Annotated in this window: 24 protein-coding genes and 1 pseudogene; 9 read left to right on the forward strand and 16 right to left on the reverse strand. The window is 70.3% G+C overall.

Annotation, left to right across the window (positions count from 1 at the left end; genetic code table 11):
- Positions 1-80: 80 nt before the first annotated feature.
- On the reverse strand, positions 81-578 hold the full coding sequence (locus ABFX50_RS38790; protein ID WP_346153751.1) for a MarR family winged helix-turn-helix transcriptional regulator: 498 nt from the start codon (positions 576-578) through the stop codon (positions 81-83).
- 206 nt (positions 579-784) lie between these two features.
- Positions 785-2239, reverse strand: a complete 1455-nt coding sequence (locus ABFX50_RS38795) for a purine-cytosine permease family protein (RefSeq protein ID WP_346153753.1) — start codon at positions 2237-2239, stop codon at positions 785-787.
- A 68-nt stretch (positions 2240-2307) separates the two neighbouring features.
- On the opposite strand from ABFX50_RS38795, the gene ABFX50_RS38800 reads away from it, so the two are divergent.
- Together ABFX50_RS38800 and ABFX50_RS38805 are read left to right on the forward strand one after the other, a co-directional pair.
- Positions 2308-2940 carry a TetR/AcrR family transcriptional regulator gene (locus tag ABFX50_RS38800; protein WP_346153755.1) on the forward strand — a complete coding sequence of 211 codons (633 nt, stop codon included), beginning with the start codon at positions 2308-2310 and terminating at the stop codon, positions 2938-2940.
- Positions 2941-2971: 31 nt separating this feature from the next.
- Positions 2972-4594, forward strand: coding sequence for an amidohydrolase (locus ABFX50_RS38805; protein ID WP_346153757.1), 1623 nt, complete (start codon positions 2972-2974; stop codon positions 4592-4594).
- A 73-nt stretch (positions 4595-4667) separates the two neighbouring features.
- Here ABFX50_RS38805 and ABFX50_RS38810 read toward each other — a convergent pair whose 3' ends face one another.
- Both ABFX50_RS38810 and ABFX50_RS38815 read right to left on the reverse strand, forming a co-directional pair.
- Positions 4668-5177 (reverse strand): cupin domain-containing protein, encoded by a 510-nt coding sequence (locus ABFX50_RS38810; RefSeq protein WP_346153759.1) that lies wholly within the window; start codon positions 5175-5177, stop codon positions 4668-4670.
- 21 nt (positions 5178-5198) lie between these two features.
- Positions 5199-5996, reverse strand: coding sequence for an alpha/beta fold hydrolase (locus ABFX50_RS38815; RefSeq protein WP_346153761.1), 798 nt, complete (start codon positions 5994-5996; stop codon positions 5199-5201).
- A gap of 108 nt (positions 5997-6104) precedes the next feature.
- Between ABFX50_RS38815 and ABFX50_RS38820 the strand changes: the two genes are divergently transcribed.
- Entirely contained in the window at positions 6105-6608 is a 504-nt protein-coding gene (locus tag ABFX50_RS38820) for a MarR family winged helix-turn-helix transcriptional regulator (RefSeq protein WP_346153762.1), read from the forward strand.
- Between the two features lie 121 nt (positions 6609-6729).
- On the opposite strand, the gene ABFX50_RS38825 is transcribed toward ABFX50_RS38820, so the two are convergent.
- Positions 6730-7947, reverse strand: a complete 1218-nt coding sequence (locus tag ABFX50_RS38825) for an MFS transporter (protein WP_346153764.1) — start codon at positions 7945-7947, stop codon at positions 6730-6732.
- Between the two features lie 54 nt (positions 7948-8001).
- On the opposite strand from ABFX50_RS38825, the gene ABFX50_RS38830 reads away from it, so the two are divergent.
- Positions 8002-8790 (forward strand): helix-turn-helix transcriptional regulator, encoded by a 789-nt coding sequence (locus ABFX50_RS38830; RefSeq protein WP_346153766.1) that lies wholly within the window; start codon positions 8002-8004, stop codon positions 8788-8790.
- Positions 8791-8838: 48 nt separating this feature from the next.
- Complete coding sequence (locus ABFX50_RS38835; RefSeq protein ID WP_312895383.1) at positions 8839-10086, forward strand: PP2C family protein-serine/threonine phosphatase; 1248 nt, start codon at positions 8839-8841, stop codon at positions 10084-10086.
- Between the two features lie 46 nt (positions 10087-10132).
- On the opposite strand, the gene ABFX50_RS38840 is transcribed toward ABFX50_RS38835, so the two are convergent.
- Positions 10133-10753 carry a TetR/AcrR family transcriptional regulator gene (locus ABFX50_RS38840; RefSeq protein ID WP_183644699.1) on the reverse strand — a complete coding sequence of 207 codons (621 nt, stop codon included), beginning with the start codon at positions 10751-10753 and terminating at the stop codon, positions 10133-10135.
- Positions 10754-10809: 56 nt separating this feature from the next.
- On the opposite strand from ABFX50_RS38840, the gene ABFX50_RS38845 reads away from it, so the two are divergent.
- Positions 10810-11244 (forward strand): hypothetical protein, encoded by a 435-nt coding sequence (locus ABFX50_RS38845; RefSeq protein WP_346153769.1) that lies wholly within the window; start codon positions 10810-10812, stop codon positions 11242-11244.
- A gap of 56 nt (positions 11245-11300) precedes the next feature.
- On the opposite strand, the gene ABFX50_RS38850 is transcribed toward ABFX50_RS38845, so the two are convergent.
- The 4 genes from ABFX50_RS38850 to ABFX50_RS38865 form a co-directional block, all read right to left on the reverse strand.
- The gene (locus tag ABFX50_RS38850; protein WP_346153771.1) at positions 11301-12515 is read right to left on the reverse strand and encodes a hypothetical protein; all 1215 of its coding nucleotides are present in this window, start codon (positions 12513-12515) and stop codon (positions 11301-11303) included.
- A 163-nt stretch (positions 12516-12678) separates the two neighbouring features.
- On the reverse strand, positions 12679-13941 hold the full coding sequence (locus ABFX50_RS38855) for an ABC transporter substrate-binding protein (protein ID WP_346153773.1): 1263 nt from the start codon (positions 13939-13941) through the stop codon (positions 12679-12681).
- Between the two features lie 22 nt (positions 13942-13963).
- Positions 13964-14788, reverse strand: a complete 825-nt coding sequence (locus tag ABFX50_RS38860; RefSeq protein ID WP_346153775.1) for a carbohydrate ABC transporter permease — start codon at positions 14786-14788, stop codon at positions 13964-13966.
- Positions 14788-15723 (reverse strand): carbohydrate ABC transporter permease, encoded by a 936-nt coding sequence (locus tag ABFX50_RS38865; protein WP_346153777.1) that lies wholly within the window; start codon positions 15721-15723, stop codon positions 14788-14790. The genes ABFX50_RS38860 and ABFX50_RS38865 overlap by 1 nt, the downstream gene beginning before the upstream one ends.
- 190 nt (positions 15724-15913) lie before the next feature.
- Here ABFX50_RS38865 and ABFX50_RS38870 point away from each other — a divergent pair, with 190 nt between their 5' ends.
- The gene (locus ABFX50_RS38870) at positions 15914-16966 is read left to right on the forward strand and encodes a LacI family DNA-binding transcriptional regulator (RefSeq protein ID WP_346153779.1); all 1053 of its coding nucleotides are present in this window, start codon (positions 15914-15916) and stop codon (positions 16964-16966) included.
- Between the two features lie 347 nt (positions 16967-17313).
- Here ABFX50_RS38870 and ABFX50_RS38875 read toward each other — a convergent pair whose 3' ends face one another.
- Positions 17314-18708 (reverse strand): hypothetical protein, encoded by a 1395-nt coding sequence (locus tag ABFX50_RS38875; RefSeq protein ID WP_346153781.1) that lies wholly within the window; start codon positions 18706-18708, stop codon positions 17314-17316.
- 94 nt (positions 18709-18802) lie between these two features.
- Here ABFX50_RS38875 and ABFX50_RS38880 point away from each other — a divergent pair.
- Positions 18803-19237 (forward strand): annotated as a pseudogene (locus ABFX50_RS38880) (5-(carboxyamino)imidazole ribonucleotide mutase).
- Between the two features lies 1 nt (position 19238).
- On the opposite strand, the gene ABFX50_RS38885 reads toward ABFX50_RS38880, so the two are convergent.
- Both ABFX50_RS38885 and ABFX50_RS38890 read right to left on the reverse strand, forming a co-directional pair.
- The gene (locus tag ABFX50_RS38885; RefSeq protein WP_346153783.1) at positions 19239-19460 is read right to left on the reverse strand and encodes a helix-turn-helix domain-containing protein; all 222 of its coding nucleotides are present in this window, start codon (positions 19458-19460) and stop codon (positions 19239-19241) included.
- Positions 19460-20077, reverse strand: coding sequence for a DUF2975 domain-containing protein (locus tag ABFX50_RS38890; protein WP_346153785.1), 618 nt, complete (start codon positions 20075-20077; stop codon positions 19460-19462). Before ABFX50_RS38890 ends, ABFX50_RS38885 begins: the two co-directional genes overlap by 1 nt.
- A 241-nt stretch (positions 20078-20318) precedes the next feature.
- On the opposite strand from ABFX50_RS38890, the gene ABFX50_RS38895 reads away from it, so the two are divergent.
- Positions 20319-20942 (forward strand): hypothetical protein, encoded by a 624-nt coding sequence (locus ABFX50_RS38895; protein WP_346153786.1) that lies wholly within the window; start codon positions 20319-20321, stop codon positions 20940-20942.
- 67 nt (positions 20943-21009) lie between these two features.
- On the opposite strand, the gene ABFX50_RS38900 is transcribed toward ABFX50_RS38895, so the two are convergent.
- From ABFX50_RS38900 to ABFX50_RS38910, 3 genes are all read right to left on the reverse strand, one after another.
- Positions 21010-21204 (reverse strand): hypothetical protein, encoded by a 195-nt coding sequence (locus ABFX50_RS38900; RefSeq protein WP_346153788.1) that lies wholly within the window; start codon positions 21202-21204, stop codon positions 21010-21012.
- A 147-nt stretch (positions 21205-21351) separates the two neighbouring features.
- The gene (locus ABFX50_RS38905; protein WP_346153790.1) at positions 21352-22401 is read right to left on the reverse strand and encodes a CU044_5270 family protein; all 1050 of its coding nucleotides are present in this window, start codon (positions 22399-22401) and stop codon (positions 21352-21354) included.
- Positions 22398-22982 (reverse strand): RNA polymerase sigma factor, encoded by a 585-nt coding sequence (locus ABFX50_RS38910; protein WP_346153792.1) that lies wholly within the window; start codon positions 22980-22982, stop codon positions 22398-22400. The genes ABFX50_RS38905 and ABFX50_RS38910 overlap by 4 nt, the downstream gene beginning before the upstream one ends.
- Positions 22983-22991: the final 9 nt, after the last annotated feature.

Below are 22991 nucleotides of genomic sequence, written 5' to 3' on the forward strand. Positions count from 1 at the left end.
CGTACGGAAGTTGAGCATGAGGCGAAAGGTGCGTGAGATCTCCGGGCCGGGCTGCTCCGGCTCCTCGACCCGAGGTGGCGCTACGGGCTGCGGGGCGGCTCGGCGGACGGGCCTCGGTTGCTGAGGGCGGCCAGTGAGTCGACGTATCTGAGCATCAGCCGGGCGAACTCCAGGCGGTCGTGTTCGGGCCAGTCGGCGGTGATGTACTCGAACGCCGAGCGCTGGTGCCGCCTGAAGCGCGCCATGAGCTCGGCGCCCTGCGGGCTGAGCCGCAGGACGGTGCGGCGGCCGTCCTGCTGGGAGGCGGCCCTGATGAGGTAACCGGCCTTGATGTTGTCGCTGACCATACGGCTGGCGACCGAGGGGTCCACGGCGAGGAACTCGGCCACCGAACCCACGGTGATCTCCCTGTCGGGGTCCTTGGTCAGTTCCTCGACGAAGTTGAGGACGAGGGTCCTGCTCAGGTCCTTGGCCGAGATCGGGTTCTCGACCTCCAGCAATGACGTACGGCGCAGCTTGGAGAACGCCGGGCCCACGGCGTCCAGCAGCTCGTCGGCTGAGGTCGGCTCGTTCGTCATGCCCTCATCGTAGGCCACGTGCTGGCCTGAACGTATATGTATGCTCGCATGCAAGCAGCTCGGCGCGCGCGGTGGTGCGGTCGCGGTCGTCCACGTCGAGGGCCGGGCCGAGCAAGGACCGCCCGTGCACCATGAGGCACCGTTCCTCCGGCTCGCGCGCCACCGTGGCCGGCGTGGCCCATCGGGTGCCTGGCGCGCCGAGCCGCTCACGCGCGCACCGCCGTGCCGAGGCCGGCGCGGGAGCGTCGCGTCAAAGTCGCGTAGAGGGCCGAGGCGACGACGACGCCGACGGGCAGGGCGAGGTCCATCCCGCCCATGGCGTGGGCGAGAGGGCCGGTGTACAGGGTGTTGACGCAGAGCGCGGCAGCGGTGGTGCCCAGCGTGAGCGCCAGGGCGCCGGCCCGGTTGACTCCCGCGGTGAACCAGAAGGGACTGGCGGGGCTCTCGTCCGTGAGCGCGAGGCCGTCGTATTGGTTGCGGCGCAGCAGGATGTCGGTGGCGTAGATGGCCATGCTGGGTCCGAGCAGGACGACGGTCAGTTGCAGGACGTTGCTGACGGTGTCGAGGAAGTTGGACACGAGCAGCGCGTACAGGGTGAGGGCGACGGCGAGGACGCCGTCGACGATCACGCTGAGGGAGCGGCGGATGCGGACGCCTACGGCCTGCAGGGCCAGGCCGGAGCTGTAGGCCGTCATGGCGTTGATGGAGATGGTGCCGAGCACCAGGGCCAGCAGGAAGAAGGGGGTGAACCAGCGGGGCAGGATCGTCTCCAGCGCGGTCTGCGGGTCGGTCATGTCGACCGCGGTCGCGGCGAACGCGCCCAGGGAGGTGACGACGACGCTGGGCAGGAAGCCGCCGAGCGCGGTCCAGCCCGCGATCGCCCTCGGGGAGGTCGTGCGGGGCAGGTAGCGGGAGAAGTCGGCGCTGTTGGTGTAGGAGAGCGGGCCCGAGGCGATGAGGGTGACGCCCGCGACGAGCGTCGCCCACAGGGCGCCGCCCGTCAGCGGCTCGGCGGGCTGGTAGCCGAAGTCGGTGTTTCCGAGCACGCTGAAGGCCACGACGGCGAACGCGGCGGTGAGCACCACGGTGATCGGGAGGTAGAGCTTCACGATCGTGGCGTGCCCGTAGACGCTGATGGCCAGGGTGAGAGTGGCGATGACCGCCACAACGGCGATCTTGACGCCGGTGGTCGGCGCGATGCCGGCCTTCTCGACGAGGGAGAAGGCGGCCAGCGCGGCCGCGGCCATGTTGAGCGCGATGTAACAGATGCAGATCGCCCAGCCGGTGATCGCGATGTTCACGCGGTTGCCTCGGATGCCGAACATCGCCCGCATGACCACCTCGCTCGGCGTGCCCGAGGCGGGGCCGGAGACGGCGAGCAGGCCGACCGCCAGCCAGAACAGGTTGCCCACGACGATCACCACGAGGGCCTGCCACAGGTTCAGGCCCATGAGGATGAGGGCGCCGCCGACCACCAGGCTCAGGTAGTTGACGTTCGCCGCAGCCCAGACGGTGAACAGCTCGCGGGCGCGGCCGTGCCGCTCGTGTTCGGCGATGTGGTCGATGCCGTGGACCTCGACGCGGCCGGGCCGGTTGGAGGGCGGCGGGCTCTCGTTCGCGGTGTGCGTACCTGGACGCGGGTCGGGGATCGTGGCCGCCATGGAGCCCTCCGGTGCTGGTCGTACCCACGTGCTTGCTTATTGGTCGCACACTCAATAGCATCCTGGGTATGTCGTCAAGCGTCCAGGGCAAGCGAATTCGGAAATCTCCTGCCGCCAGGCGGGCGGAGATCGTCGACGCGGCCGCCACCGTCGCCCTGACCGAGGGGCTCGAGTGCGTCACCCTGCGGCGGATCGGTGAGGCCCTCGGCGTACGGCCTGGGCTGATCAGCCACTACTTTCCCTCGGCGGAGGATCTCGTGGCCGAGGCGTTCGGCAGCGCGGCGAGCGCCGAGCTCGACGCGCTCCTGCCGGCCGAGCGGTCCGGAGCGACAGCCACGCAGCACCTGGCGCGCTTCTTCGCGCGAGCGGAGGGGGAGGCCTACGACGACATCAGCAGGCTCTGGATCAACGCGCGGCACCTCAGCCGCTACCGGTCCGTCCTGCGCGACAGGGTCGCCGAGCAGGAGGCCGCCTGGCGTGGGCGGCTGGGCGATCTCATCAGGCAGGGCGTCGAGGGGGGAGAGTTCCATACGGACGACCCCTATGTGACGACCATTCAGATCCTGGTCGTGCTCGACGGCCTCGGCGCCCACGCCAACACCGACACCGGCAATCGCCCCGAGGCGGTGACGCGCATGGCCGTCACCACCGCCGAGCGTGAGCTCGGCCTGGTGAGCGGCGCGCTCGCCGCCTCCCTCTGACCCTCTCCTACCCGTGCTTCGAGGAACCGCTGTGCGCACCAGTCTCGTCCTGCTCTCCGCCCGCCTGCTCGACCCCCTCACCGGCGAGTTTCTTCCGCAGACCGCTCTGGCCGTGTCCGGAGGGCGGATCTCCGCCCTGGGCGACGACCGCCGGATACGCGCCCTCGCGGACCCTTCGACGACGGTGATCGACCTCAGCGGCGCCGTGGTGACCCCCGGCCTGGTCGACGGGCACCTTCACCCCGTCTCGGGCGCCGAGCTGACCCACGGGCTGGACCTTTCGGGCTGCGCCGACCTCGACGCGGTGCGCGAGGCGCTGGCAGGCGAGGTCCGCACCCTCGCGCCCGGCGCCTGGCTGCACGCCTGGGGCCTGGACCCGAACGTGTTCGGACAGCGGCCCGTCGAGGCCGCCGCCCTCGCCCCTGTGCTCGACGGCGTCCCGGCCCTCCTCCTGCTCTTCGACGCCCACTCCATGCTGGCCAGCCCGCGCGCGCTCGAGCTCGCGGGCGTCGACGGGCCACGGACCTTCACCCAGGCGGCCGAGGTCGTCTGCGACGACGCGGGCCGGCCCACCGGGCTGCTCCTGGAGGACGCCGCCTGCGAACTCGTCGAGCGCGCCGCCCCGCGGCCCACGCACGCCGAGCGCCGCGCCAGGCTCGCCGCCGCCCTGCGTGACATGGCCGCAGCGGGACTCACCGGCGGCCACGCCATGGACGCCAACGGCGACAGCCTCGCGCTCTACGCCGAGCTCGACGCCGCCGGAGAGCTGCCGGTGCGGCTGCGCGTCTCGCCCTGGTGCCAGCCGGGCGCCGACGCCGCCGCGCTGCGCGCCCTCATCGAGCAGCAGGGCACGGGCGGGGCGCTGTGGCGGACGGAGGGCGTCAAGCTCTTCATGGACGGCACCGTCGACAACGGCACCGCCTGGCTGGAGCGCCCCGACTGTCACGGCGAGTCCACGCACTCCTTCTGGCCCGACCCCGAGGCCTACACCCACATCGTCGGCGAACTGCACAGGGCGGGGGTGCCCACGGCCACCCACGCCATCGGTGACGCGGCCGTACGGCACGTCCTCGACTCCGTCGAGAGGGCCATGGCCACGGGGGAGCGCCGGGTGCGGCACCGCGTCGAGCACATCGAGACCGTGCCCGACGACACCATGCGCCGTTTCGCCCGGCTCGGCGTCATCGCCTCCATGCAGCCCACCCACTGCTGCGACTACACCAGGGCCGACCACACCGACAACTGGTCGCGCCGCCTCGGCGAGGAGCGGGCCTCGCGCGCCTGGCGCTGTCGAGACCTGTGGGACTCCGGCGCCAGGGTCGTCCTGGGCTCCGACTGGCCCATCGCCCCCTTCCCTCCGCTGGGCGTCATGGCCGGGGCCCGGCACCGGCGGCCGAGCCGCGATCTGAGCCTGCCGCCGCACGGTCCCGAGCAGGCGCTCACCGCCCTTGAGGCCCTCCAGGGCATGACCGTCAACGCCGCCTATGCGGCGGGTGAGGAGCACGAGGCCGGCAGGCTCGCCGTCGGCCACCGCGCCGACCTCACGGTCCTGGCCGACGACCCGCTCACCACCGCCGCCACCGACCTGCCCGACCTGCCCGTGCTGCTCACGGTCCTCGACGGCCGCCCCACCCACCGCGACGCGAGCCTGTGACGCCTGCGCGGGGCCGCGGTGGGGCACAGGCGCGGCAGGTCCGCTGTCGGCAGGATGGTCGGCGGGTCGGTGGTCACACGAAGAAGCTGTCGTGGCGGAGGAAGAACTCGGCCCGCTCTTCAGGGTCGAGTCCGGCGAGCCGGGTGATCCCTTCGAAGTACTCTTCGCGGGGAGCGCCGGGGGCGAAGAGCATCAGCATGGAGGCCGGCTCGCCCGACTCGTTGCGGAAGGCGTGCAGCCCTCCGACCGGGACGTACAGGTAGTCGCCCGCGGTGGCGTCGACCCAGCGCTCGCCGTCGAACAGCCGCATCGTGCCCGACAGGATGAAGAACGACTCCGACATCGACCGGTGGAAGTGGGTGCTCGGGCCACCGAACTCCGGGCCCATGTCCACGCGGTACAGGCCGTACTCCCCGCCGGTTGAAGCGGTGGTGGACAGGTAGTGGTAGGCGGTTCCGCCGCTGACGCGGGGTCCTGAGGACGTCACGGGCGCCGAGACGAAGTCGGGGGCGGTGGTGGCGGGACGGAACAGCGCGTTGACTTCGCCGTCTTCGCCGAGGTAGCGGGGATCCGGATAGGACATCTCTGACTCCTGAGGTGAGGTCTAGACGGTCGCGTCGGGCGCGTCGATGAATGCGCGGGTGAGGTCGATCAGCCGGGTGGGGTCGGCGAACCAGTCCATGTGACCTTCGTCCTCGATCTCGATCAGGCGGCTGCCGGGGATCGCGGCGTGCAGCTGCCGCGAGCCGTCCACCGGGATCATGTTGTCTCCGGCGAGGCCGATGACCAGGGTCGGTGCGGTGATCTTGGGCAGCAGGTCGCGGATGTCGACCTTGGCGCCCAGGTCGATCTGGCGGCCGATGCCGGGCGGGGGCCACTCGTCGGCCAGGGAGCGGGCGAGACCCTGGTGGCCGAAGGCGTTCAGGGTGGCCGGGCCGAAGCCGGTCAGGGTGGAGAACCGCTTGAACAGTTCACGGTCGGTGTCGAGGAGCTTGCGCCAGGTCTCGAAGTAGAACCGGTCGCGGGGGGCGGTCGAGTGCGCCCAGCCGCCGACCAGGATGAGCCTGCGCACCAGTTCGGGATGGGTGGCGGCGACGGCCGCGGCGGCGACCGCGCCGAGGGAGAAGCCGAGCAGGTCCACGGGGCCGCGCACCGCCTGCCGCGTGACCGCGGCCACCTGGTCCGTGATCAGGTCGACGGTCAGCTCCGTGCCGTCGTCCGTGGTCTGCCCGCTGCCGCTGAAGTTGGGCCGCACGACGGTCCTGGTGGCGCTGAAGTGGTGCACCACGTTGCCGAAGACCTTGTCGGCGTCGCCGCCGGTGCCGTGGACCAGCACCAGGCCGGGACCCTGGCCTTCGGCCTCGTAGTGGACGTCGGTGTCGCGGACTGGGAGGAAAGGCATGGTCGGTCCCCACTCGTAAGTCGTTCCTGATAAGATGAGCGCTAAGATAATCAGTGGTTGCGTGAGTGTCAATTAGATGAGTGCTCGCCTAATTTTGTGGGAGGTTTCATGGCCGACGCGGTGGCGGCGGTGCTGGAGCAGTGGCGCCGCGAGCGTCCCGACATCGACATCCGGCCGATCGGGGTCGTCGGCCGGATCATGCGGATCTCCCGCATGTGGGACAAGGAGATCAAGGACTTCCTGGCCGGACACGGCCTCGAGCCCGGCGAGTTCGACGTACTGTCCACGCTGCGGCGCTCGGGCGAGCCGTACGAGCTGACCGCCGGCACGTTCCTCAAGACCTCGCTCGTCACCACGGGCGCGATCACCCTGCGCGTGGACCGGATGGAGGACAAGGGCCTGGTCACACGGGTGCGCGACACCGCCGACCGACGCTCGGTCAAGATCCGTCTCACCGATCTCGGGCTCGAGGTGATCGACAGGGTCCTGCCTCTGCACGTGGCCAACGAGGGCCGTCTCCTCGAGGCCCTCGGACAGGAGGAGCGCGAGCACCTGGCCGCCACGCTGGCCGCCCTGCTGGAGTCGTACGGCGACACCCCGCCTCCGAGGTGATCAAGGCGGCGCGCCTCCCCGGAGTCGAGAGGGTGTGGCGACGCCGTGCCGCGCCACGGCGACGGGGCCCATGGACCGAGCACGGGCAGTGCGACGCCGACTCTGGAGAGGAGGGACGGCTCTACTCGTGACCCGCCCTGGCGGCGCCCGCGCCGGAGCCCGGCCTGCCGGTGGCTGCGTGCGGCAGGCCGGGTTCGCGCAGGGTACGCAGCAGGAGCCAGCCGAGGGCGGGCAGGGCGATCAGCGGGGCGAGGGCGGTCTGCAGGGAGGTGGCGTCCGCGACGGCGCCGACCAGCGGGCCGGCCAGCCCCCCCACGCTGACGGCCAGGCCCAGGGTGACGCCGCTCGCGGTGCCCACGCGCCGGGGCAGGTAGTCCTGGCCGAGGGTGATGTGCAGGGAGAAGGGCACGTACAGCCCCGCCGAGGCGAGCGCCACGAACAGGTGGAGCGAAGGGCCGGGGGCGTAGACGACGCCGGCGACGGCGAGCACGGTCAGGGCGTAGGACCACCGCACCACGGGGAGGCGGCCGAAGCGGGTGGCGAGTCTCCCGCCGGCCACGGTGCCCACCGCGCCGCCGAGGTAGAGCACGAACAGCGCTGCCGTACCCGAGAGCTCTCCTCCGCCGGTGCGCTGGCGCGCGTACAGCGAGATGAACGCGCTGAGACCGACGAAGACGATCGAGCGGCAGCCGACGGCCCCTGACAGCCTGAGGAAGGAGGGCCAGTCGTCCCTGCCGGTGGCCAGGCTCGCGCGGGCGGCGGCCGTCGCCGGCGTGGGCCTCCTGACCGCCCGCAGCGCCGCCGCGCACAGCGCCGCCCCGGCGAGGGCGGGGACGGCCAGCAGCGGTGAGGCGCCCAGGCCGCCGGTGAGGATGACGGCGGAGACCAGCAAAGGGGCGGCGGCGAAGCCGAGATTGCCGCCGAGGGAGAACCAGCCCATCGCGGTATGACTGCCGCGGCTGACCTCGCGTGCGACGCGGGCGGCTTCAGGATGGTAGGCGGCGACGCCGAGCCCCGAGACGGCGACCGCGAGCAGGGTGAGGGCGTAGGAGTCGCCGAAACCGGCGAGCGCGACGCCCGCGCCGCCCACCAGCGTGCTCACCGGCAGCAGCCACGGCAGCGCCCACCTGTCGGTCAGCGCCCCGAACAGCGGCTGCACCACCGAGGACAGCAGGGAGGCGGCCAGCACGATCCCGGAGGCCGCCGCATAGGTGTAGGCCCGCTCGGAGACGAAGAACGGCACGAGGGCGGCCACCGCGCCCTGGTAGACGTCCACGCAGGCGTGCCCCGACGAGAGCAGCGTGATGGGACGGATCCGCGAGGTCTGGTTCGTCGACACCTGCCCATCGTGGCCGCGGAACAGGCTCGCGCTCTTCCGATAAAGTGCCAATGTATGCCGGAAATCCGCCACACTCCCGAGGCGCCCACCCGCACCCAGGCGCTGGCTCCGGGAGAGAGCATCGCCGCGCACCGTCACGACGACCACCAGATCGTCTACGCGGGCTCCGGCGTGCTGGCCGTCACCACCGACGCGGGCACCTGGTTCGCCCCGGGCACCAGGGCCATCTGGGTCCCGGCAGGATGCGTCCACGCCCACCGCGCCCACGGCCACCTCGACCTGCACCTGCTCGGCCTGCCCGCCGACACCAACCCCCTCGGCATCGACGCTCCCACCGTCCTGGCCGTCAGCCCCCTGCTGCGCGAACTGATCCTCGCCTGCACCCGCGGCCCGCACGACGACACCCCCGAACGGCTGCGCCTGCGCGCGGTCCTGCTCGACCAGCTGCGCGCCTCGCCCCAGCAGGCCGTCCAACTGCCCGCCCCTACCGACCCCCGGCTCGCGGCCGTCTGCGACCTCCTGCGTCGTGACCCCGCGGACCCGCGCCGCCTGGCCGCCCTGGCGGTCACCGCAGGAGCCGGCGAGCGCACCCTCAGTCGTCTCTTCCGCCGAGAACTGGGCATGACCTTCCCCCAGTGGCGCACCCAGCTACGCCTCTATCACGCCCTGCGCATGCTGGCCGACGACCTGCCGGTGACCACGGTCGCCCATCGCTGCGGCTGGTCGTCCACCAGCGCCTTCATCGACGTCTTCCGCCGCGCCTTCGGCTACACCCCTGGCGTCCACAACCGCCCGAGGCAGGATGAGCCGATGGCCGCCAGAAGGGTAGGAGAGCCACTGTAGGGACAGCCACTGCAGGCGGAGGGGACCGCCGGCCAGAAGGGCAGGCATGTGGGAAACGACGGTGAGCGGATGCTGGGCGGCCTGTTGCAGGCCCACCACCTGGCCGCGATGGAGGACCTCCCGGCCCTGGTAGCCGAGCACGCCAAGCTGGTCGGCTTCTCCCAGACCCTGATCTACGTGGCCGACCTGCAGCAGCAGTTGCTCGTGCCGCTGCCGGGCCAGCACGACGCGTTCGGCAAGCCGCTCGAACCCATCCGCGTCGACGTCACCATGGCAGGGCGGGCCTTTCGGCAGGTGGAGATCGTCCAGGCGCGCTCCGTCTCCGATCCGCACGCGGCCGACAGGGCCCACGCGCCCGCGGGCGAGGGCCCGATGCGGTTGTGGGCGCCGTTGCTGGACGGAACCGAACGGGTCGGCGTGCTCGGGGTGACCGTCCCGGAGGGCGGGGAGATCATCCAGTGGCGGGTCAGCCAGCTGGCGGCCCTGATCTCGGTGCTGGTCGTCAGCAAGCGTCCCCACAGCGACTCCTACGCGCAGCTGGTGCGCACCAGCCCCATGGCGCTGTCGGCCGAGGTGCTGTGGAACCTGCTGCCGCCAGGGACCTTCGCCAACAACGACGTGGTGGTCAGCGCCGCTCTCGAGCCTGCCTACGCCGTCGGCGGCGACGCCTACGACTACGCCATCGACGGCGACACGCTGCATCTGTCGATCTTCGACGCCATGGGCCACGACACCGCCGCGGGGCTGACCGCCACCCTCGCGGTGGGCGCCTGCCGTAACAGCCGCCGTCAGGGCGCGGATCTGTTCGCGACCAGCGAGACCATCGACGCGGAGATCGCCGAGCAGTTCACCGGCCGTTTCGCCACCGGCATCCTGGCCTCCCTGGACCTTCAGAGCGGCCTGCTGAGCTGGGTCAACCGGGGACACCACCCCCCGCTGGTGATCCGTGAGGGCCGCCTGGTCGCCACCCTGGCCAGCCTCCCCGACCCCCCGATGGGCTTTCGCATGGAGACCTCCACCGGCGTGCTCCACTATCGGCTGCAGCCCGGCGACCGGTTGCTGTTCTACACCGACGGCATCATCGAGGCCCAGAGCCCGGAGGGGGAGCGGTTCGGCATCGAGCGCTTCATCGACTTCGTCATCCGCCGCGAAGCCGACGGCGTGCCGGCTCCCGAGACCCTGCGACGGCTGATCCAGACCATCCTCGAGCACCAGCACGAACGGCTGCAGGACGACGCCACCGTGCTGACGGTCGAATGGCGCGCCCACCGGCAGTATCAGCTCATCCTGGGATGACGGCCGGCCCGGGTTCCGCAGGATGCGGCGCGCCCCGGGCAACGCGTCAGGAAGGGCTGTCGGCCCGCCTGCGCGCTCCGTTCAGCAGGTGCCTGATCGCCACGGAGTACTCGTCCCTGACCCTGCGCTTGTCCTGCGCGGGGGCTTCGGCCAGCGCCATCCCCGCGGATCCGAGAATGTGGAAGGTGATGCGGGCCATCGGCTCCAGCGGCAGCGGCGGCACCTCCCCGCTGTCGACGAGTGCCTTGATGAGCTGCTCGATGAGGCCGTAGGCGAACTTCTCCTCGCATTCCTTCCAGCGCTTCCAGCCCAGCGCGATGGGCGCCTCCTGCCAGACCACGCGTCCGTAGTCGGGGTCGCAGCAGTGGTCGAGGAACATCTCCATCGCCGTCATCGCCGCCTGCCAGGTGTCGGGCGTCGTCGCGACCGCCTCGACGACCTCGCGGATCATCTCGGTCTCCAGCGCCTCGACCACCGCCTCGAACAGCGCGGTCTTGCTGGCGAAGTGGTGATAGACCGCGCCACGGCTGGCCTGGATGTCGGCCGCGACATCCTCGAGCGCCGTGCCGGCGAAGCCGTGTTCGGCGAAACGACGGGTGGCCGCTTCGAGCAGCGCGGCCTTGGTCGCCTGCGAATACTGCTCACGACGACTCTTGACAGGTGGCATGCGGGAAGTATACGACATACAGTGTGTATGTTTCCGACACAGAGTAGGTGTCCACGATGTCGTGGGATCGGGTGCATCGCCGCCATGAGCTGGTCCATGCCGTGCTGGCCTCCGGGCTGACGACCGTACCGCCCGGCCTGGCCACGGAGGTCGACGCCGAGTTCGGCGACTTCGGCGGCTTCCTCCAGGAGGTGCAGCGGCGCTGGTACCGGGCGTTCGACGCCAGGCTCGACGCGGTGCTGGAGGAATGGCCGCGCGACCTCCACGACGCGCTGGTCAGGCAGTGGCAGGACCTCGCTCTGACGATGCCCGCGGCCAGGCGCATGCTGGACGCGAACGCCGATCACCCCGCGCTCGTCGGGGCCGACGAGCAGCACAGGCGCCGCCTCCACGCCGCGACCGGGCTCGTGCTGAGCCCCGCCTCACTCACGGAGCCGCCCGCGGGCCGCAGGAAGCAGTGCCTGTGGTCGCTGCTCCTCCGCACCACGTAGGGACGAGGCGCCGGCGACGCCGCCTTCGCGACGTGGGCCGCCGCGCCGTCCCGGTGTCAGAGCCGGGTCGCCGCGCCGATCTCCCCTTTCCTGACCACCTCGAGCGTGGCCGTCAGCTCGGCTTCGGGCACGAAGTGGCCGAAGGTGTCGTTGGCGAAGAAGGAGACACCGGCCACGGAGGCGGCGTGCGCGGCCAGGACCTCCCGCTGGTAGAGGTAGGTGCGCCGGTCGTCGAGGTAGGTGCGGTACCAGTACCAGGGGTCGACGAAGTCCAGGCCGAGCAGCGTGCGGGGCCGGCCCAGCGCGGCCTTGCTCAGCAGGTTGGGCACGATCTCGGTCCGCTCGACCAGCACGGCGAACGTGCTGACCAGGATCGCGTCGAGGGTCTGGTAGGCGGTGTCGGTCATGCCCCACGCCGCCCGTTCGACCTCGGCCCGCCAGTAGGTGTCCATCCAGTAGACGAGGCGCTCGCCCATGGCCTCGCGCAGCCGCAGGAAGAACCGCTCGATCCCGGCCGACCGCTCGGGGGTGAGCGGTGGCGCGTTGTCCGGGTGCCAGAACCCGACCAGGCCGAACTGGTTGCCGAGCATGACGCCGTCCAGCCCGAAGTCGGCCGCGAACGCCGCCGTCTGCGCGGCGACGAAGTCTCCGGCAGGCAGCCCCGACGGGATGCCGGAGGGGAAGGCGGCATACGGACGAGGGTCGGCCGAAAGCGGGGCCGTCACGTCGATGACCCCGGGGACCAGATGGCCTCCCGCGTCGGCGGAGCCTGCCGCCGCCTCCGGGTGCCTGACGGTCTTCCATTCGCTGCGGCAGAACTCCGGGCCCGGCTCCAGATACTCCAGCAGCTTCACCCGGAGCCCGTGCCTGCCCGCCTCCGCCCGCACGGCCGCGTAGATCCCCGCCAGCGTGCGGTAGTCCATGGGCTGGTCGGAGAGGGTGAACATCGGCCCCGCCGAGTACGGGTTGGCCGAGCGCTCGCCGCCGTCGCGCACCCTGGCCAGCCAGTCGCGGTTGTGCGCCCTGGCGATGGCGGCGGGCCCGCCGGGCCCGAGGGCGAAGCAGTTGTAGCGGGCCCAGTCGAAGCGGTCGTCCCAGGCGTGGCCGCCCGCGTAGTTGAGCACGTGATCGCCGTTGCCCGCGCAGAACACCACCGTGACGGGCCGGTCGCTCAGCCAGGCGGCGTGGTGGTCGAAGAACGCCGCCATCCCTGGCCCCGGGTCACGCAGGTCGTCGAAGATCTTGGGCGTGATCCACAGACAGGCCTCCATGCCCGTCTCCACCGCGGCCGTCACCGGGCGGCCGGGGGATCGAGCCGCGCGCCGGACTGCGCGGGGCGCGTGCTGCGGCCGGACGGCTCCGCGTTCTGCGGGATGGTCTCGAGCGAGGCGATGCCCAACGTCATGGTCTCCTTCGAAGGTGGGGGAGCGGGAGCTAGTTGGCGGAGGCGAACGCCTCGTCCATGCGGGTGAGCACCGTGGGCACGTTCACGGTCCCGTTGAACAGCTCCTGGATCGAGGTCAGGTGCTCCTGCTGGACCTTCGGGTTGGGCCAGCCCTGATCCGGGTAGAGCGTGGACCTTCCCGACTCGACCGCGTCGAGCACCGGCTGCTGCAGCGCGTCGGCCTTGAAGGAGGGACTGCTCAGCGCCGGGCTGCTGCCCGAGGCCGTGGCGTACAGCGCCTGACCCTCGGGGGAGGCGAGGAAGCGCATGAACTTCCTGGCCAGGTCCGGGTTCTTGGCCTTGGCGTTGACGCCGTAGACGATGCCCACCGACACCGGCACGTAGGTGCCGTCGGCGCTGTCGGTCGCGGGGAACGGGGTCATCGAGAAGGTGGTGCCCTGCGGGGCGAACTCGACCGCCGACTGCACCGCCGACAGCACGTGCACCACGCCCAGCGCCTTGCCCTGGCCGAACATCTGCATCTGCTCGTCGTAGCCGACGCCGTTGGGACTGTCGTTGAAGCAGCCCTCCTCGCGCATCCGCAGGTACTTCTCCAGCGCCTGCTTCCACTGTGAGGCGGCGAAGGTCGTCTTGCCGTCCTTCTGCTGCTGGGTGAAACCGGCGTTGGGGCCGTAGACGAGGGAGGCGGTCAGCGCGTACGGCACGAGCTGGGTCACCCACGCCGACTTCAGGCCGAGCGCGAACGGCACGACGCCCTTGGCCTTGGCGTCCTTGCAGAACCGCAGGACCTCGGGCCACGTGGTCGGCTTGCTCAGCCCGCTCTTCTGCACGGCCTGGTCGTTCCACACCGCGCCGATGGCGCCGATCGTCACAGGGACGGCCACCACCTTGCCCGACAGGTCGCTGGTCACGGACTTGAGGTCGCTGCTCAGCCCGCCCGCCCAGCTCTCGCCCGACAGGTCCATGAGCATGCCGTCCTCGCCCAGGTCGCGCACGGCCATCGTGTTGCCGCCGCCCGGCCACATGCGGAACACGTCGGGCGCGGTCCCCGAGGCGAGCTGAGTGCGCAGCTGCTGCTGGTAGGAGGCGTCGTCCTCGGTGAAGGTGGTCTTCACGGTGACGCCGGGGTTGGCCTTCTCGAACGCCTCGACCGCGGCCTTGGCCGGACCCTGGCCCGCCGCGGCCAGTGTCAGGATCTGGTCGGCGGAGGAGGCGCCGGTGGTGTCGCCGGTCGAGGTGGAGCACGCGGTGGCCGCCAGAGCGAGGCAGGCCAGCGTTGTGATCATCTTCATGTCAGACTCCTGAGGGTGGGGGCTAGCCTTTGAGTCCGCCGGCGAAGCCCTTGATGATGTGCTTCTGCAGCGCGAAGTAGACGACCAGGATCGGGATGACGCTGATCACCAGGCCGGCGAAGATGAGCGGCCACTGGGAGACGTACTGGCTGACGAAGCCGTAGATGGCCACCGGAGCGGTGGTGTTGTCGCTGCCGCCCAGGTAGAGCAGCGGTGTGAAGAACTCGTTCCAGATGCCGACGGTGTTGAGGATCACCACGGTGCCGGTGACGGGCCGCAGCAGCGGGAAGACGACGGTGACGAACGAGCGCACCGGGCCGCACCCGTCGAGCAGGGCCGCCTCCTCGTAGTCGAGCGGCAGCTCGCGCAGGAACATCGTGTAGAGGAAGACCGAGAACGGCATCTGCTGCCCGACGTTGATCAGGATCACCGACCAGATGGAGCCGAGCAGGTCCAGGTCCCGCATGGTCGCGTACAGCGGGAGCAGCGCGAGCTGACCGGGGATGAGCAGCCCGCCGATGACGAAGGAGAAGGTGTAGCGCGACCAGCCGCGGGTCACCCTGGCCAGCGGGTAGGCGGCCAGAGCGGAGAAGGCGATGATGAGGACGACGCTGACGGCCGTGATGGCGAAGCTGTTGGCCAGCGCCGCGCCCAGGCTGGCCTGGTTCCAGGCCTGCGCGTAGTTGTCGAGGGTGGGCGGGAAGTCGAAGGCCAGGGCGCTGGTCTGGCTGTCCTGCGACTTCAGCGACACGTTGACCAGGCCGACCAGCGGGATGAGGAACACCAGGGCCAGCAGGATCAGCGTGGCCTCGCGGGTGAGCGTCCGCCAGGTGTATCGCGCGTGCATCAGGAGCTCTTCCTCTGCGTCAGGCGGAACTGGATCCCGGCCAGCACCGCGATGACCACGGTCATGACGACCGCGAGCGCGATCGAGAACGGGAAGTCGCCCAGCGAGAAGGCGCTCTTGTAGATCGTCGTGGAGATCGTCTCCGTCGCGGTGCCGGGCCCGCCGCCGGTCATGGCCATCACCTGGTCGAACTGTTTGAGCCCGCCGATCAGGCAGAGCATCACGTTGATCACGACCGCGCCGTTGAGGAGGGGCAGCACGACGCGGCGGAACTTGCTCCACGCGCCCGCCCCGTCGATCGTGGCCGCCTCCAGGACCTCCGAGGGGATCGCCTGCAGTCCCGCCAGGTAGATCACCATCGAGTAGCCGGAGAACTGCCAGACGATCTCGGCGACGATCGCGTACAGCGCGGTGTCCGGGTCACCCAGCCAGTCGTGCGCCAGAGAGCCCAGGCCGACGGCGCGCAGCGCGTCGTTGACCGCGCCGTTGGGCGAGAGCAGGAAGCTCCACACGTACCCCGCGACCAGCGGCGTGAGCACCACCGGGGCGAAGAAGATCACGCGGAGCACGTAGCGGCTCTTGACCATGCTGTTGACGCCGAGGGCCAGCAGCAGCCCGACGACGTTCTGCACCACCGTCGCGGCCGCGGCCAGGACCAGCGTGTTGACGAGGGCGTCGCGGGCGGTCCGGTCCGCGAAGACCCTGGCGTAGTTGTCCAGGCCGACCACCGACCAGTCGGGTCGCAGCCCGTTCCAGTCGGTGAAGGAGAACAGCGCGCCGTTGACGCTGGGGACGACGACGATGAAGAGGTAGACCGCGATCGCCGGGACCACGAACCACCACGGGGCGCGCACGCCCACCTTGCGGCGGCTCCGGCCGGCCAGGGAGGGCTCCCGTATCCCGGACGGTGTCGTCGTCGCATGCGGCAAGGCCACGTGTGGCTCCTCTCGCAGATGTCCATGGCGGGGGTACGGCCATCGAGAGGCCAACTCCATGACATGCTGTGAATCGATTCACAGCGTTTCGGGCAGATTACGCGTCGCCCGATCGGGTGTCAATGGTGCGGCGTGAATCGATTCACGACTGCGCTAGGCTTGCAGTCGACCATGGACGACAAGGAGTCCGATGACCTCTGAACCGGTGCCACGGCGGTCGAAGGGGGACGGTTCCGCCCCCACGGTGGGCGACGTCGCGGCGCGTGCCGGAGTCTCGCGAGCGACCGTCTCCTACGCCTTCACCCAGCCCAACCGGGTCTCGCCCGAGCTGCGTCGGCGCGTCCTCGCGGCCGCCGACGAGCTCGGTTACGTCGGCAACGACGCGGCGCGGCGGCTGCGCGTCGGCCACAGCCTCGCGCTCGGGCTGCTCGTCTCCAGCACGAGCAACCCCGTCTACGCGGAGATTGCGGCGGGCGCGGAGGAGGAGGCCGCCGCGCACGGCCGCTTCATCCTGGTCGCCAACAGCGACGAAAGCCCCGAGCGCGAGCGCGCCTACATCAACTTCTTCGAGTCCCAGCAGGTGAGCGGCGTCGTGGCCGCTCCGGTGGGCGACGTTCCGACGGAACTGCTCGGGCTGAGCAGGCGGGGGACACCGTTCGTCCTGGTCGGCATCGCCCCGGGCCCACACAGCTATCCGGCCATCTCGGGCGACAACGAGCGGGGCGGCTACCTCGCCGCCTCCCACCTGCTCGCCCAGGGCCGGCGGCGCCTGCTGTTCGTGGGCGGCACGCACCCGCACATCGACCTGCGTCTGGCGGGGGCCAGGCGGGCGGTCGCCGAGTCCATGGCGCCGGCCTCGCTCGAGGTCGTCCGCGTGCAGGTCCAGACCGCGAAGGTCGGCGAGACGGTCGCGCGGACGCTGCTCGATCGCCCGAGGTCCGGCCTGCCCGACGGGATCCTGGCGGGCAACGACCTGCTCGCGCTCGGGCTCCTGCACGGGCTCATCGTGGCGGGGGTCCGGGTACCGGAGGATCTCTCGCTCGTCGGCTACGACGACATAGAGTTCGCTGACTTCGCGATCGTGCCGCTCACCTCCATCCGGCATCCCTCCGCGGCGCTCGGCGCCAGCGCGGTCCGGATCCTGCTCGGCATCGAGGACGAGGAGGACACGCGGGGTCGTTTCGATCCGCAGCTCGTGGTTCGCGCGACCTCACTTCCCGTGGGGGACGACGGCCACGCGTAGCGACGCCCTCGGCCCGGCGCGCCTGTGACCGCCGAGCCGCCCTCGGCCTGCCACGCGCAGCGCGGGCCGGCAGCCGTACCCTCGCGTTGGCCGTGACGGCCGCGCTGGCGCTGACATCAGCGGGCCAGGCGGCCGCGGCGCCGCCACTCCCGGCGACCTGGTCGACCACAGATTGTGATCTTGAAAGGCCGGTGTGGCAGGAGAGACAGCGGGAGAGGGCCCCTGACGCCGAGAAGATGGCCAGGAGAGCCGCTACCTGGGTGGTGCGCCCCTGCCGTGGATCTGACTCCGTGGAAGATTTCCGGACGTCTGATCGCAGGAAAAGGCTTCCGTCGAGGACTTCGGGACTATCCGGCGTACAGCTTGGCGATGCGCGTGCCGAGATCGGCGCCGTAGTTCTGGTGGTAGACCTGGGCGGAGCAGTAGACAGGGCCGCCCTGCCGGGCCAGGCCGGCCGTCCAGGTGGCGGCGTTCTCCACGCCGGGGTCGCTCATCTGCAGGCCGGTGACGGCGATGTCATCCACGCGCACGTCGACGAAGTTGTCGCCCACGCCCTTGCGCTCGTACAGCCGCCATTGCAGTGTCGCGCTCGTCGCCCCGGTCAGCTTGGCCGTCAGGTCGATCGTGGTCTGCTGCCAGGCGTACTCATCGGCGGCGACGTCCCGCTCCCACACCACCTTGCCGTTGAGGAGAAGCTGCTTCATGTGGTAGCCGGCCGGGCTCCCGGACCCGCGGTTGTCCCGATGCCAGAAGCTCACCGCGCGCTTGGTCGCGCCGGGCGTGAGCTGGACCGTCCGCGTGGCGCTGCACCACATCCCGGGGCTGGTGGGAGTGTCGGCTTGTACGACGAAGCTGAGTCGTCCGTTGCCGGTCCGGGCGAGGTTGTCGGTCGCCGGGCGCGTCCACCCGGGGTCACGGGACAGGTAGGGGAGCTTGTACTGCAGGATCCCGGCGAGTTCTCCCGCGGCGACGTGCTCGAGCGCCTTCTTGGTGATCGCCTCGACGTAGGCCACGGTCGGTTTCAGGGCCGTACGGCTCAGCGGGTGGACGTAGGGCATCAGGTAGATGTCGGTGTCGGGGAGGCGCTGGACGACCTGCTTGACCTGGTAGGACAGGCTCCACGTCCACGACGTGTCCCGGACCGGCTCGTCGCGGAAGGGGAAGATCACCCCATCCAACAGCGGGGCCTGCTCGGCGGCGAACGTATCGGTGAACTGGCTGTAGTAGACGGTCGGGATGAACTTGAACGAGGGATTGATCGCCTTGGCGGCGTCACGCATCTGCTTGACGTACGCCGGGGTGAACGTCTTGAGGTCGAAGCCGTAGTCGTCCACGGTCCAGCCGATCAGGTTCGGATGGATCTTCGAGAGAGTGGCGAGCTCGCTGGACCATTTCACGTAGTCGTGCCCGTGCGGCCGGGAGACGGCCGACTGGCTCGGCGCGTAGACCATGACCCACACGTTGATACCGGCGTCCGCGGCGGCCAGAAGGAACTCGTTACGCAGGTCGTCCCAGTGATCGTAGCCACCGGCCAGAGGATAGACGTAGGTGTTCACGTTGAGTGCCTTCAACGCGGCGATCATCGCCTTGGAGTCCATGTGCTTGATGCCATCGGCCCGTGGCTCCACCTCCCGGATGAGGTTCCCCGCCGTCCCCACCACGCCAGGGCCCGCGGCGTGGGACACCCCGGGGAGCAGCGACAGCAGCAGGGCGACGACCACTACGAGCACGGGACGGGGCACGAGGTTCCTTCAGCATGATCCGCGGACGAGGGTTCGTCAGCATAGGGAACACCGGTATGTCGCCGGTATGGCGTGACGCGCCGCCCCGGACGCGATGTCCGCCGCACGTGATGACGCGGTGTGGCTCGCGTCGATGCCGTCGCGCATGTCCCGGCGCCACGATCTGCTCACCCGCCTCCATGAAATCGCGATCGAGTACGGCAGGTAGGCCGCTTCCCGCGGCCTCAAGGTGATCATCGCGGGAACCGGCGGGGCCGCGCACCTGCCGGCATGCCGGCCTCCGTGACGACGATGCCCGTCATCGGGGTGGCGGTGCCGCTGAAGTACCTCGACGGGCTCGACTCCCTGCTGTCGATCGTCCAGATGCCCGCGGGGATCCCCGTGGCCACCGTCGCGGTCGGCGGGGCGCAATGCTGATCTGCCGGCCGTCCGCATCCTGGCCGCCTCCGACGAGGGGCTGCGCGGCAGGCTGGAGGCCTTCCAGGAGTGGCTGCGCGACCAGGCCCACGGGCCGAGCCGGCCGCGCTGACTCAGCCGTCGTAGCCGAGCAGGTCGCCCGGCTGGCACTCCAGCTCGCGGCAGATCGCGCTCAGCGTGCTGAAGCGGATGGCCTTGGCCTTGCCGTTCTTCAGGATCGACAGGTTCACGATCGTCACCCCGACCCTGTCGGCCAGCTCGGTGAGCGTCATGCCCCTGTCGGCCAGGAGTTTGTCCAGGCGCACGCTGATGCGGTGCTCCTGCTCGGGCGGCATCAGACCAGCCCTTCGGTGTCCGCGCGCAGCCTGGCGCCGTGCCTGAACACCTCGGCCAGCGCCAGGACGCCCAGGCCCACCAGCCCCGCCCACCTGAAGTCGTCCCTGCCGGTGATCGAGGTGCCTTCCAGCGGCGTGCCGGACACCAGCCCGCCCATGGCGAGCTGCTCCACCCACGGCACCAGGACGGCGAGCCCGATCAGCAGCCCGCCGATCACCGCGAACCTGCGCGCGTTCGGCGGGATGAAGGGGTCACCGGCACGCAGCGTCCTGACCACACGCAGGAACACCAGGGCCACCGCCCCCAGCAGCAGGGTGGTCAGCAGGTCGGGTACCAGGAGCAGGAAGCGCTGGTAGAGGGTGGGCTGGGCGACCATGATGGTCCTGTCGAAGTTGGACGTCACCAGGCTCACCGTGCCGGGCGGGCCCGAGGGCTCGGTCAGCGGGGCATCGGCCTGGGTGGCGGTGGAGTAGGGGTTGAACCAGACGGCGCGCATGTCGACGCCGTCGCTCCTGAGGATCTGGAAGGCGCCGAGCGCCAGCACGAGGAGGGCGAACGCCACCGCGCACCAGAGGAGCGCTTCGAGCCAGCGGGCGGATGTCTGTGCTCTGGCCATGACACAGCTCCCTACTTATCGAATGTCGATATTTACGCTAAACGATAAGTAGGGGCCGTGCGATGGGGCCGAACAGGCCGAAGCCGCCGACTCCGATCTCGCCTTCTGGCCCGTACAGGTGCCACTGGCCGTCGGCGTCGCCTGCTAGTGGCTCGTCACCGAACCTTCCTGGGCTATTGATCTTTTGGCGGACAGTCTTGGCGGACACTAGCGTCTGCTAGTCATGAACAAGGTGACACTGGTGACAGCCGCAGCGGTGGTCATGATCGGTGGGGGCGCCTGCTCGGCCCCCATCGCGGAAGTCTCAACCAGCCCTCCTCCGGCGGCCCCCAAGTCGAGCACGAAGTTCACCACCGTCCCCGACGCGTGTGAGCTCCTCGAACGGGAGACCCTCGCCAAGTACGCCCCCGAAGCGGCCTGCAGGCCCGGGGCCGAGGACGACCTGCAGACCGTCAACGACAAGCAGGAGCCCATCATCCGGCGGGGGCCGCGCTGGGAGCCCGCCCACACCGCCCGCCAGGGCAAGTTCCATGCCACCGTCGAGGTCAACCTGACACTCGGCTTGGACACCTACGCTGAGGACCAGGAATCCGCGCAGCGGTCGATATCCGGCTCCGCCGTCGGCAACGAACGCCCGGTCGCGGGAATCGGCGACGAAGCCAGCCTCTACTACGGAGTCGGCGACAAGCAGGGCCACAACGGCAACCTCGCCAGGGGAATCCTCGTGTCCCGCTGGGGCAACGTCTCCCTACGGGTCTTCTACTGGCACTACCAGGCCGCCGCCTCCGACGACGGCCTCAGCGAGCAGCAGGTACTGAAAGCCCTCAAGGCCATCACCAGGGACGTCTACGACGACCTGAGCTGACCAAGGGCTCGGTCAAGGTCAACTTCCAGATCCGGTAACGGACCAGTCATCCCGCCGAGGTCCTGGTTTACCGCTCGAGATCAATTACCCGATCTGGTTCAGAGACGGGCCACTGGCGGCGCCGGTTCGAGGTGCCGTCGCCCGCCGCGGTGGTCGCCGGCGTGCGACGTATCCCGGCAGTGCGGGCGGCGTTTCTCCAGTCGGCGGCGACGGCCTGGTGGTCGCGGGCGCTGGCCTTGATGGCGTTGGCCAGCATGATCATCGGGAGCGCCAGCAAAGAGCACTAGAAGCAGCGGCGGTACAACAAGCAGCCGAGGCCGCAGCCTGGCAGGCCATGCAGTAGCCGTTATTCGGGTTCTCGGGACGGCTGGTGATCTCTGTCGCTACGGTTCGTACCGGTTTCGGGACTTTAGCAGGTCACCGCTTCGGGAGCGCCGGCCGGGATCTTCGGCATGGCGTTGACCATCTTGGTTTCCAGTACGGCGCTGGCATTGCTTTGCACCCCAGCGCCGGGTGGCTCGGACAGGTGTCGCCAGCCGAGAAAGCGGTAGGAGCCGGGTTCGAAGATCAATTCGGCGCGCTCCCATCCGTCTGGCCCCTGATATCTGATCGAGGCGCCGATGCCCCGTCGCCCGGCCAGGTCGGCGAGGTCGGTGCGCATGGTGGCGGTGGGCATCTGGGACAGCGCGTCGAGCACCGCCGCACGCAGGCCGGGACCGGGGAAGGGGTTTTGGGCCAGGGTGACGAGACGGCTTGTCACCGTGCGCTCGATGAGCCGCTCGATCTGGTCCTTGCTGGGTGGTGCCGTGCCGGGCTCGGGCTGTTCGTTCCTGACCGAGGCCTCGGCGTCCGCGCGAATCCGGGCGAGCAACTGGTCCGGGTCAGCGGGGAGGTCGCCGCCACCGGCCGGCGAGAGCACGTGCACGGTGCACGGCCCGGCGCGCTGGAACTCGACTGTGCCCGGGGTCTCCATACTGGTCGGGACCGGGCCGGTGTGGGTGCGCAGCTTGCCGTAGGTGAGGCGGGTCAGCGCGCCGCCGGGGTCGGCGGCGGGAATCCAGTACTCGCGGCGGACTTCCTGAGTAACCTCCGAACGGCCGCGCCCGTGACCCCATACGGTCATCCTGATCTGGTCCGTGCGGTTGACGTAGAGGATCTGGCCCGGCTGTGGCGCTTGTTGCCGGGCGGCGGCCGTGGCCGCTTCCTGGAGCAGTTCCGCCGCGTTGGCCGGGGTTGCACCACCGTCGGCACCGGTCAGGAAGGCGACTGCGGCGACGGCTGCCGCCAGGCCGACCGCGGCCGTCCTGAGCAGGAGGCGGTGCTTGCCAGAGCCGGTATGAGGCGTTCGTTCCGCCACCGCCTCGGCTGCGAGCAAGTCCTTCGCCTTGACGATGGCCGTGGCGGAGGGACCGGGCAGCGCGTCGTGGGACGTCTTGATCTCCTGCAGGTCATCGGTCATGACGACTCCTCGATGGTGATGAACGGGCGGAGTTTCCTGCGGGCCCGGTTGAGCCGCGAGCCGACGGTGCCGCGCGGCACGCCGAGTGCCTCGGCGATCTCCTCGTAGGTGAGCTGGGCGCAGGCCACCAGCAGCAGCACGGTCCGGTCACCGGGCGAGAGCGCGGCCAGACCGGCGGCCAGTCGTGGCTGCATGACGGCGGCGGACACCCGCTGGACCACACGCTCGTCGTGGCTCACGACATCGGTGACCTCGGCACTCCTGGTCAGGGCGCGATACCTGCGGGCCTCGGCGCGCCGGTGGCCGTCGACCAGATTGGAGGCGATGCCGTACAGCCAGGGACGGGCATCGGGGCGGGACAGGTCGTAGCGCGTACGGCCGCGAAAGGCTCGCAGGAACGTCTCCGCGGCGATGTCGTCCGCCGCCGATTCCCCGAGACGGAGGTGCACGTAGCGGTGAATGGCCTCGTGATGCCGGTCGAACAGCGCGCCGAACCGTTCGGGGCGGCGCAGTGACACCTCGATGAGCTGTGCGTCGGTCTCAGCGGTTGGCGGAGCCGACTGCGGAGGGGGAACTGGCATGCCTGCCCT

It is taken from the genome of Nonomuraea recticatena (genome assembly GCF_039533245.1).
Classification (GTDB): Bacteria; Actinomycetota; Actinomycetes; order Streptosporangiales; family Streptosporangiaceae; genus Nonomuraea; species Nonomuraea roseola.

What these genes read in the sequence shown, in the direction of transcription:
- ABFX50_RS38900 (WP_346153788.1), bottom strand. Translation starts at nt 21,204, where the DNA reads ATGATCATGCTGGCCAACGCCATCAAGGCCAGCGCCCGCGACCACCAG.
- ABFX50_RS38840 (WP_183644699.1), bottom strand. Translation starts at nt 10,753, where the DNA reads ATGCCACCTGTCAAGAGTCGTCGTGAGCAGTATTCGCAGGCGACCAAG.
- ABFX50_RS38800 (WP_346153755.1), top strand. Translation starts at nt 2,308, where the DNA reads ATGTCGTCAAGCGTCCAGGGCAAGCGAATTCGGAAATCTCCTGCCGCC.
- ABFX50_RS38790 (WP_346153751.1), bottom strand. Translation starts at nt 578, where the DNA reads ATGACGAACGAGCCGACCTCAGCCGACGAGCTGCTGGACGCCGTGGGC.
- ABFX50_RS38820 (WP_346153762.1), top strand. Translation starts at nt 6,105, where the DNA reads ATGGCCGACGCGGTGGCGGCGGTGCTGGAGCAGTGGCGCCGCGAGCGT.
- ABFX50_RS38815 (WP_346153761.1), bottom strand. Translation starts at nt 5,996, where the DNA reads ATGCCTTTCCTCCCAGTCCGCGACACCGACGTCCACTACGAGGCCGAA.
- ABFX50_RS38860 (WP_346153775.1), bottom strand. Translation starts at nt 14,788, where the DNA reads ATGCACGCGCGATACACCTGGCGGACGCTCACCCGCGAGGCCACGCTG.
- ABFX50_RS38830 (WP_346153766.1), top strand. Translation starts at nt 8,002, where the DNA reads ATGCCGGAAATCCGCCACACTCCCGAGGCGCCCACCCGCACCCAGGCG.
- ABFX50_RS38885 (WP_346153783.1), bottom strand. Translation starts at nt 19,460, where the DNA reads ATGCCGCCCGAGCAGGAGCACCGCATCAGCGTGCGCCTGGACAAACTC.
- ABFX50_RS38845 (WP_346153769.1), top strand. Translation starts at nt 10,810, where the DNA reads ATGTCGTGGGATCGGGTGCATCGCCGCCATGAGCTGGTCCATGCCGTG.
- ABFX50_RS38905 (WP_346153790.1), bottom strand. Translation starts at nt 22,401, where the DNA reads ATGACCGATGACCTGCAGGAGATCAAGACGTCCCACGACGCGCTGCCC.
- ABFX50_RS38910 (WP_346153792.1), bottom strand. Translation starts at nt 22,982, where the DNA reads ATGCCAGTTCCCCCTCCGCAGTCGGCTCCGCCAACCGCTGAGACCGAC.
- ABFX50_RS38855 (WP_346153773.1), bottom strand. Translation starts at nt 13,941, where the DNA reads ATGAAGATGATCACAACGCTGGCCTGCCTCGCTCTGGCGGCCACCGCG.
- ABFX50_RS38795 (WP_346153753.1), bottom strand. Translation starts at nt 2,239, where the DNA reads ATGGCGGCCACGATCCCCGACCCGCGTCCAGGTACGCACACCGCGAAC.
- ABFX50_RS38850 (WP_346153771.1), bottom strand. Translation starts at nt 12,515, where the DNA reads ATGGAGGCCTGTCTGTGGATCACGCCCAAGATCTTCGACGACCTGCGT.
- ABFX50_RS38890 (WP_346153785.1), bottom strand. Translation starts at nt 20,077, where the DNA reads ATGGCCAGAGCACAGACATCCGCCCGCTGGCTCGAAGCGCTCCTCTGG.
- ABFX50_RS38810 (WP_346153759.1), bottom strand. Translation starts at nt 5,177, where the DNA reads ATGTCCTATCCGGATCCCCGCTACCTCGGCGAAGACGGCGAAGTCAAC.
- ABFX50_RS38870 (WP_346153779.1), top strand. Translation starts at nt 15,914, where the DNA reads ATGACCTCTGAACCGGTGCCACGGCGGTCGAAGGGGGACGGTTCCGCC.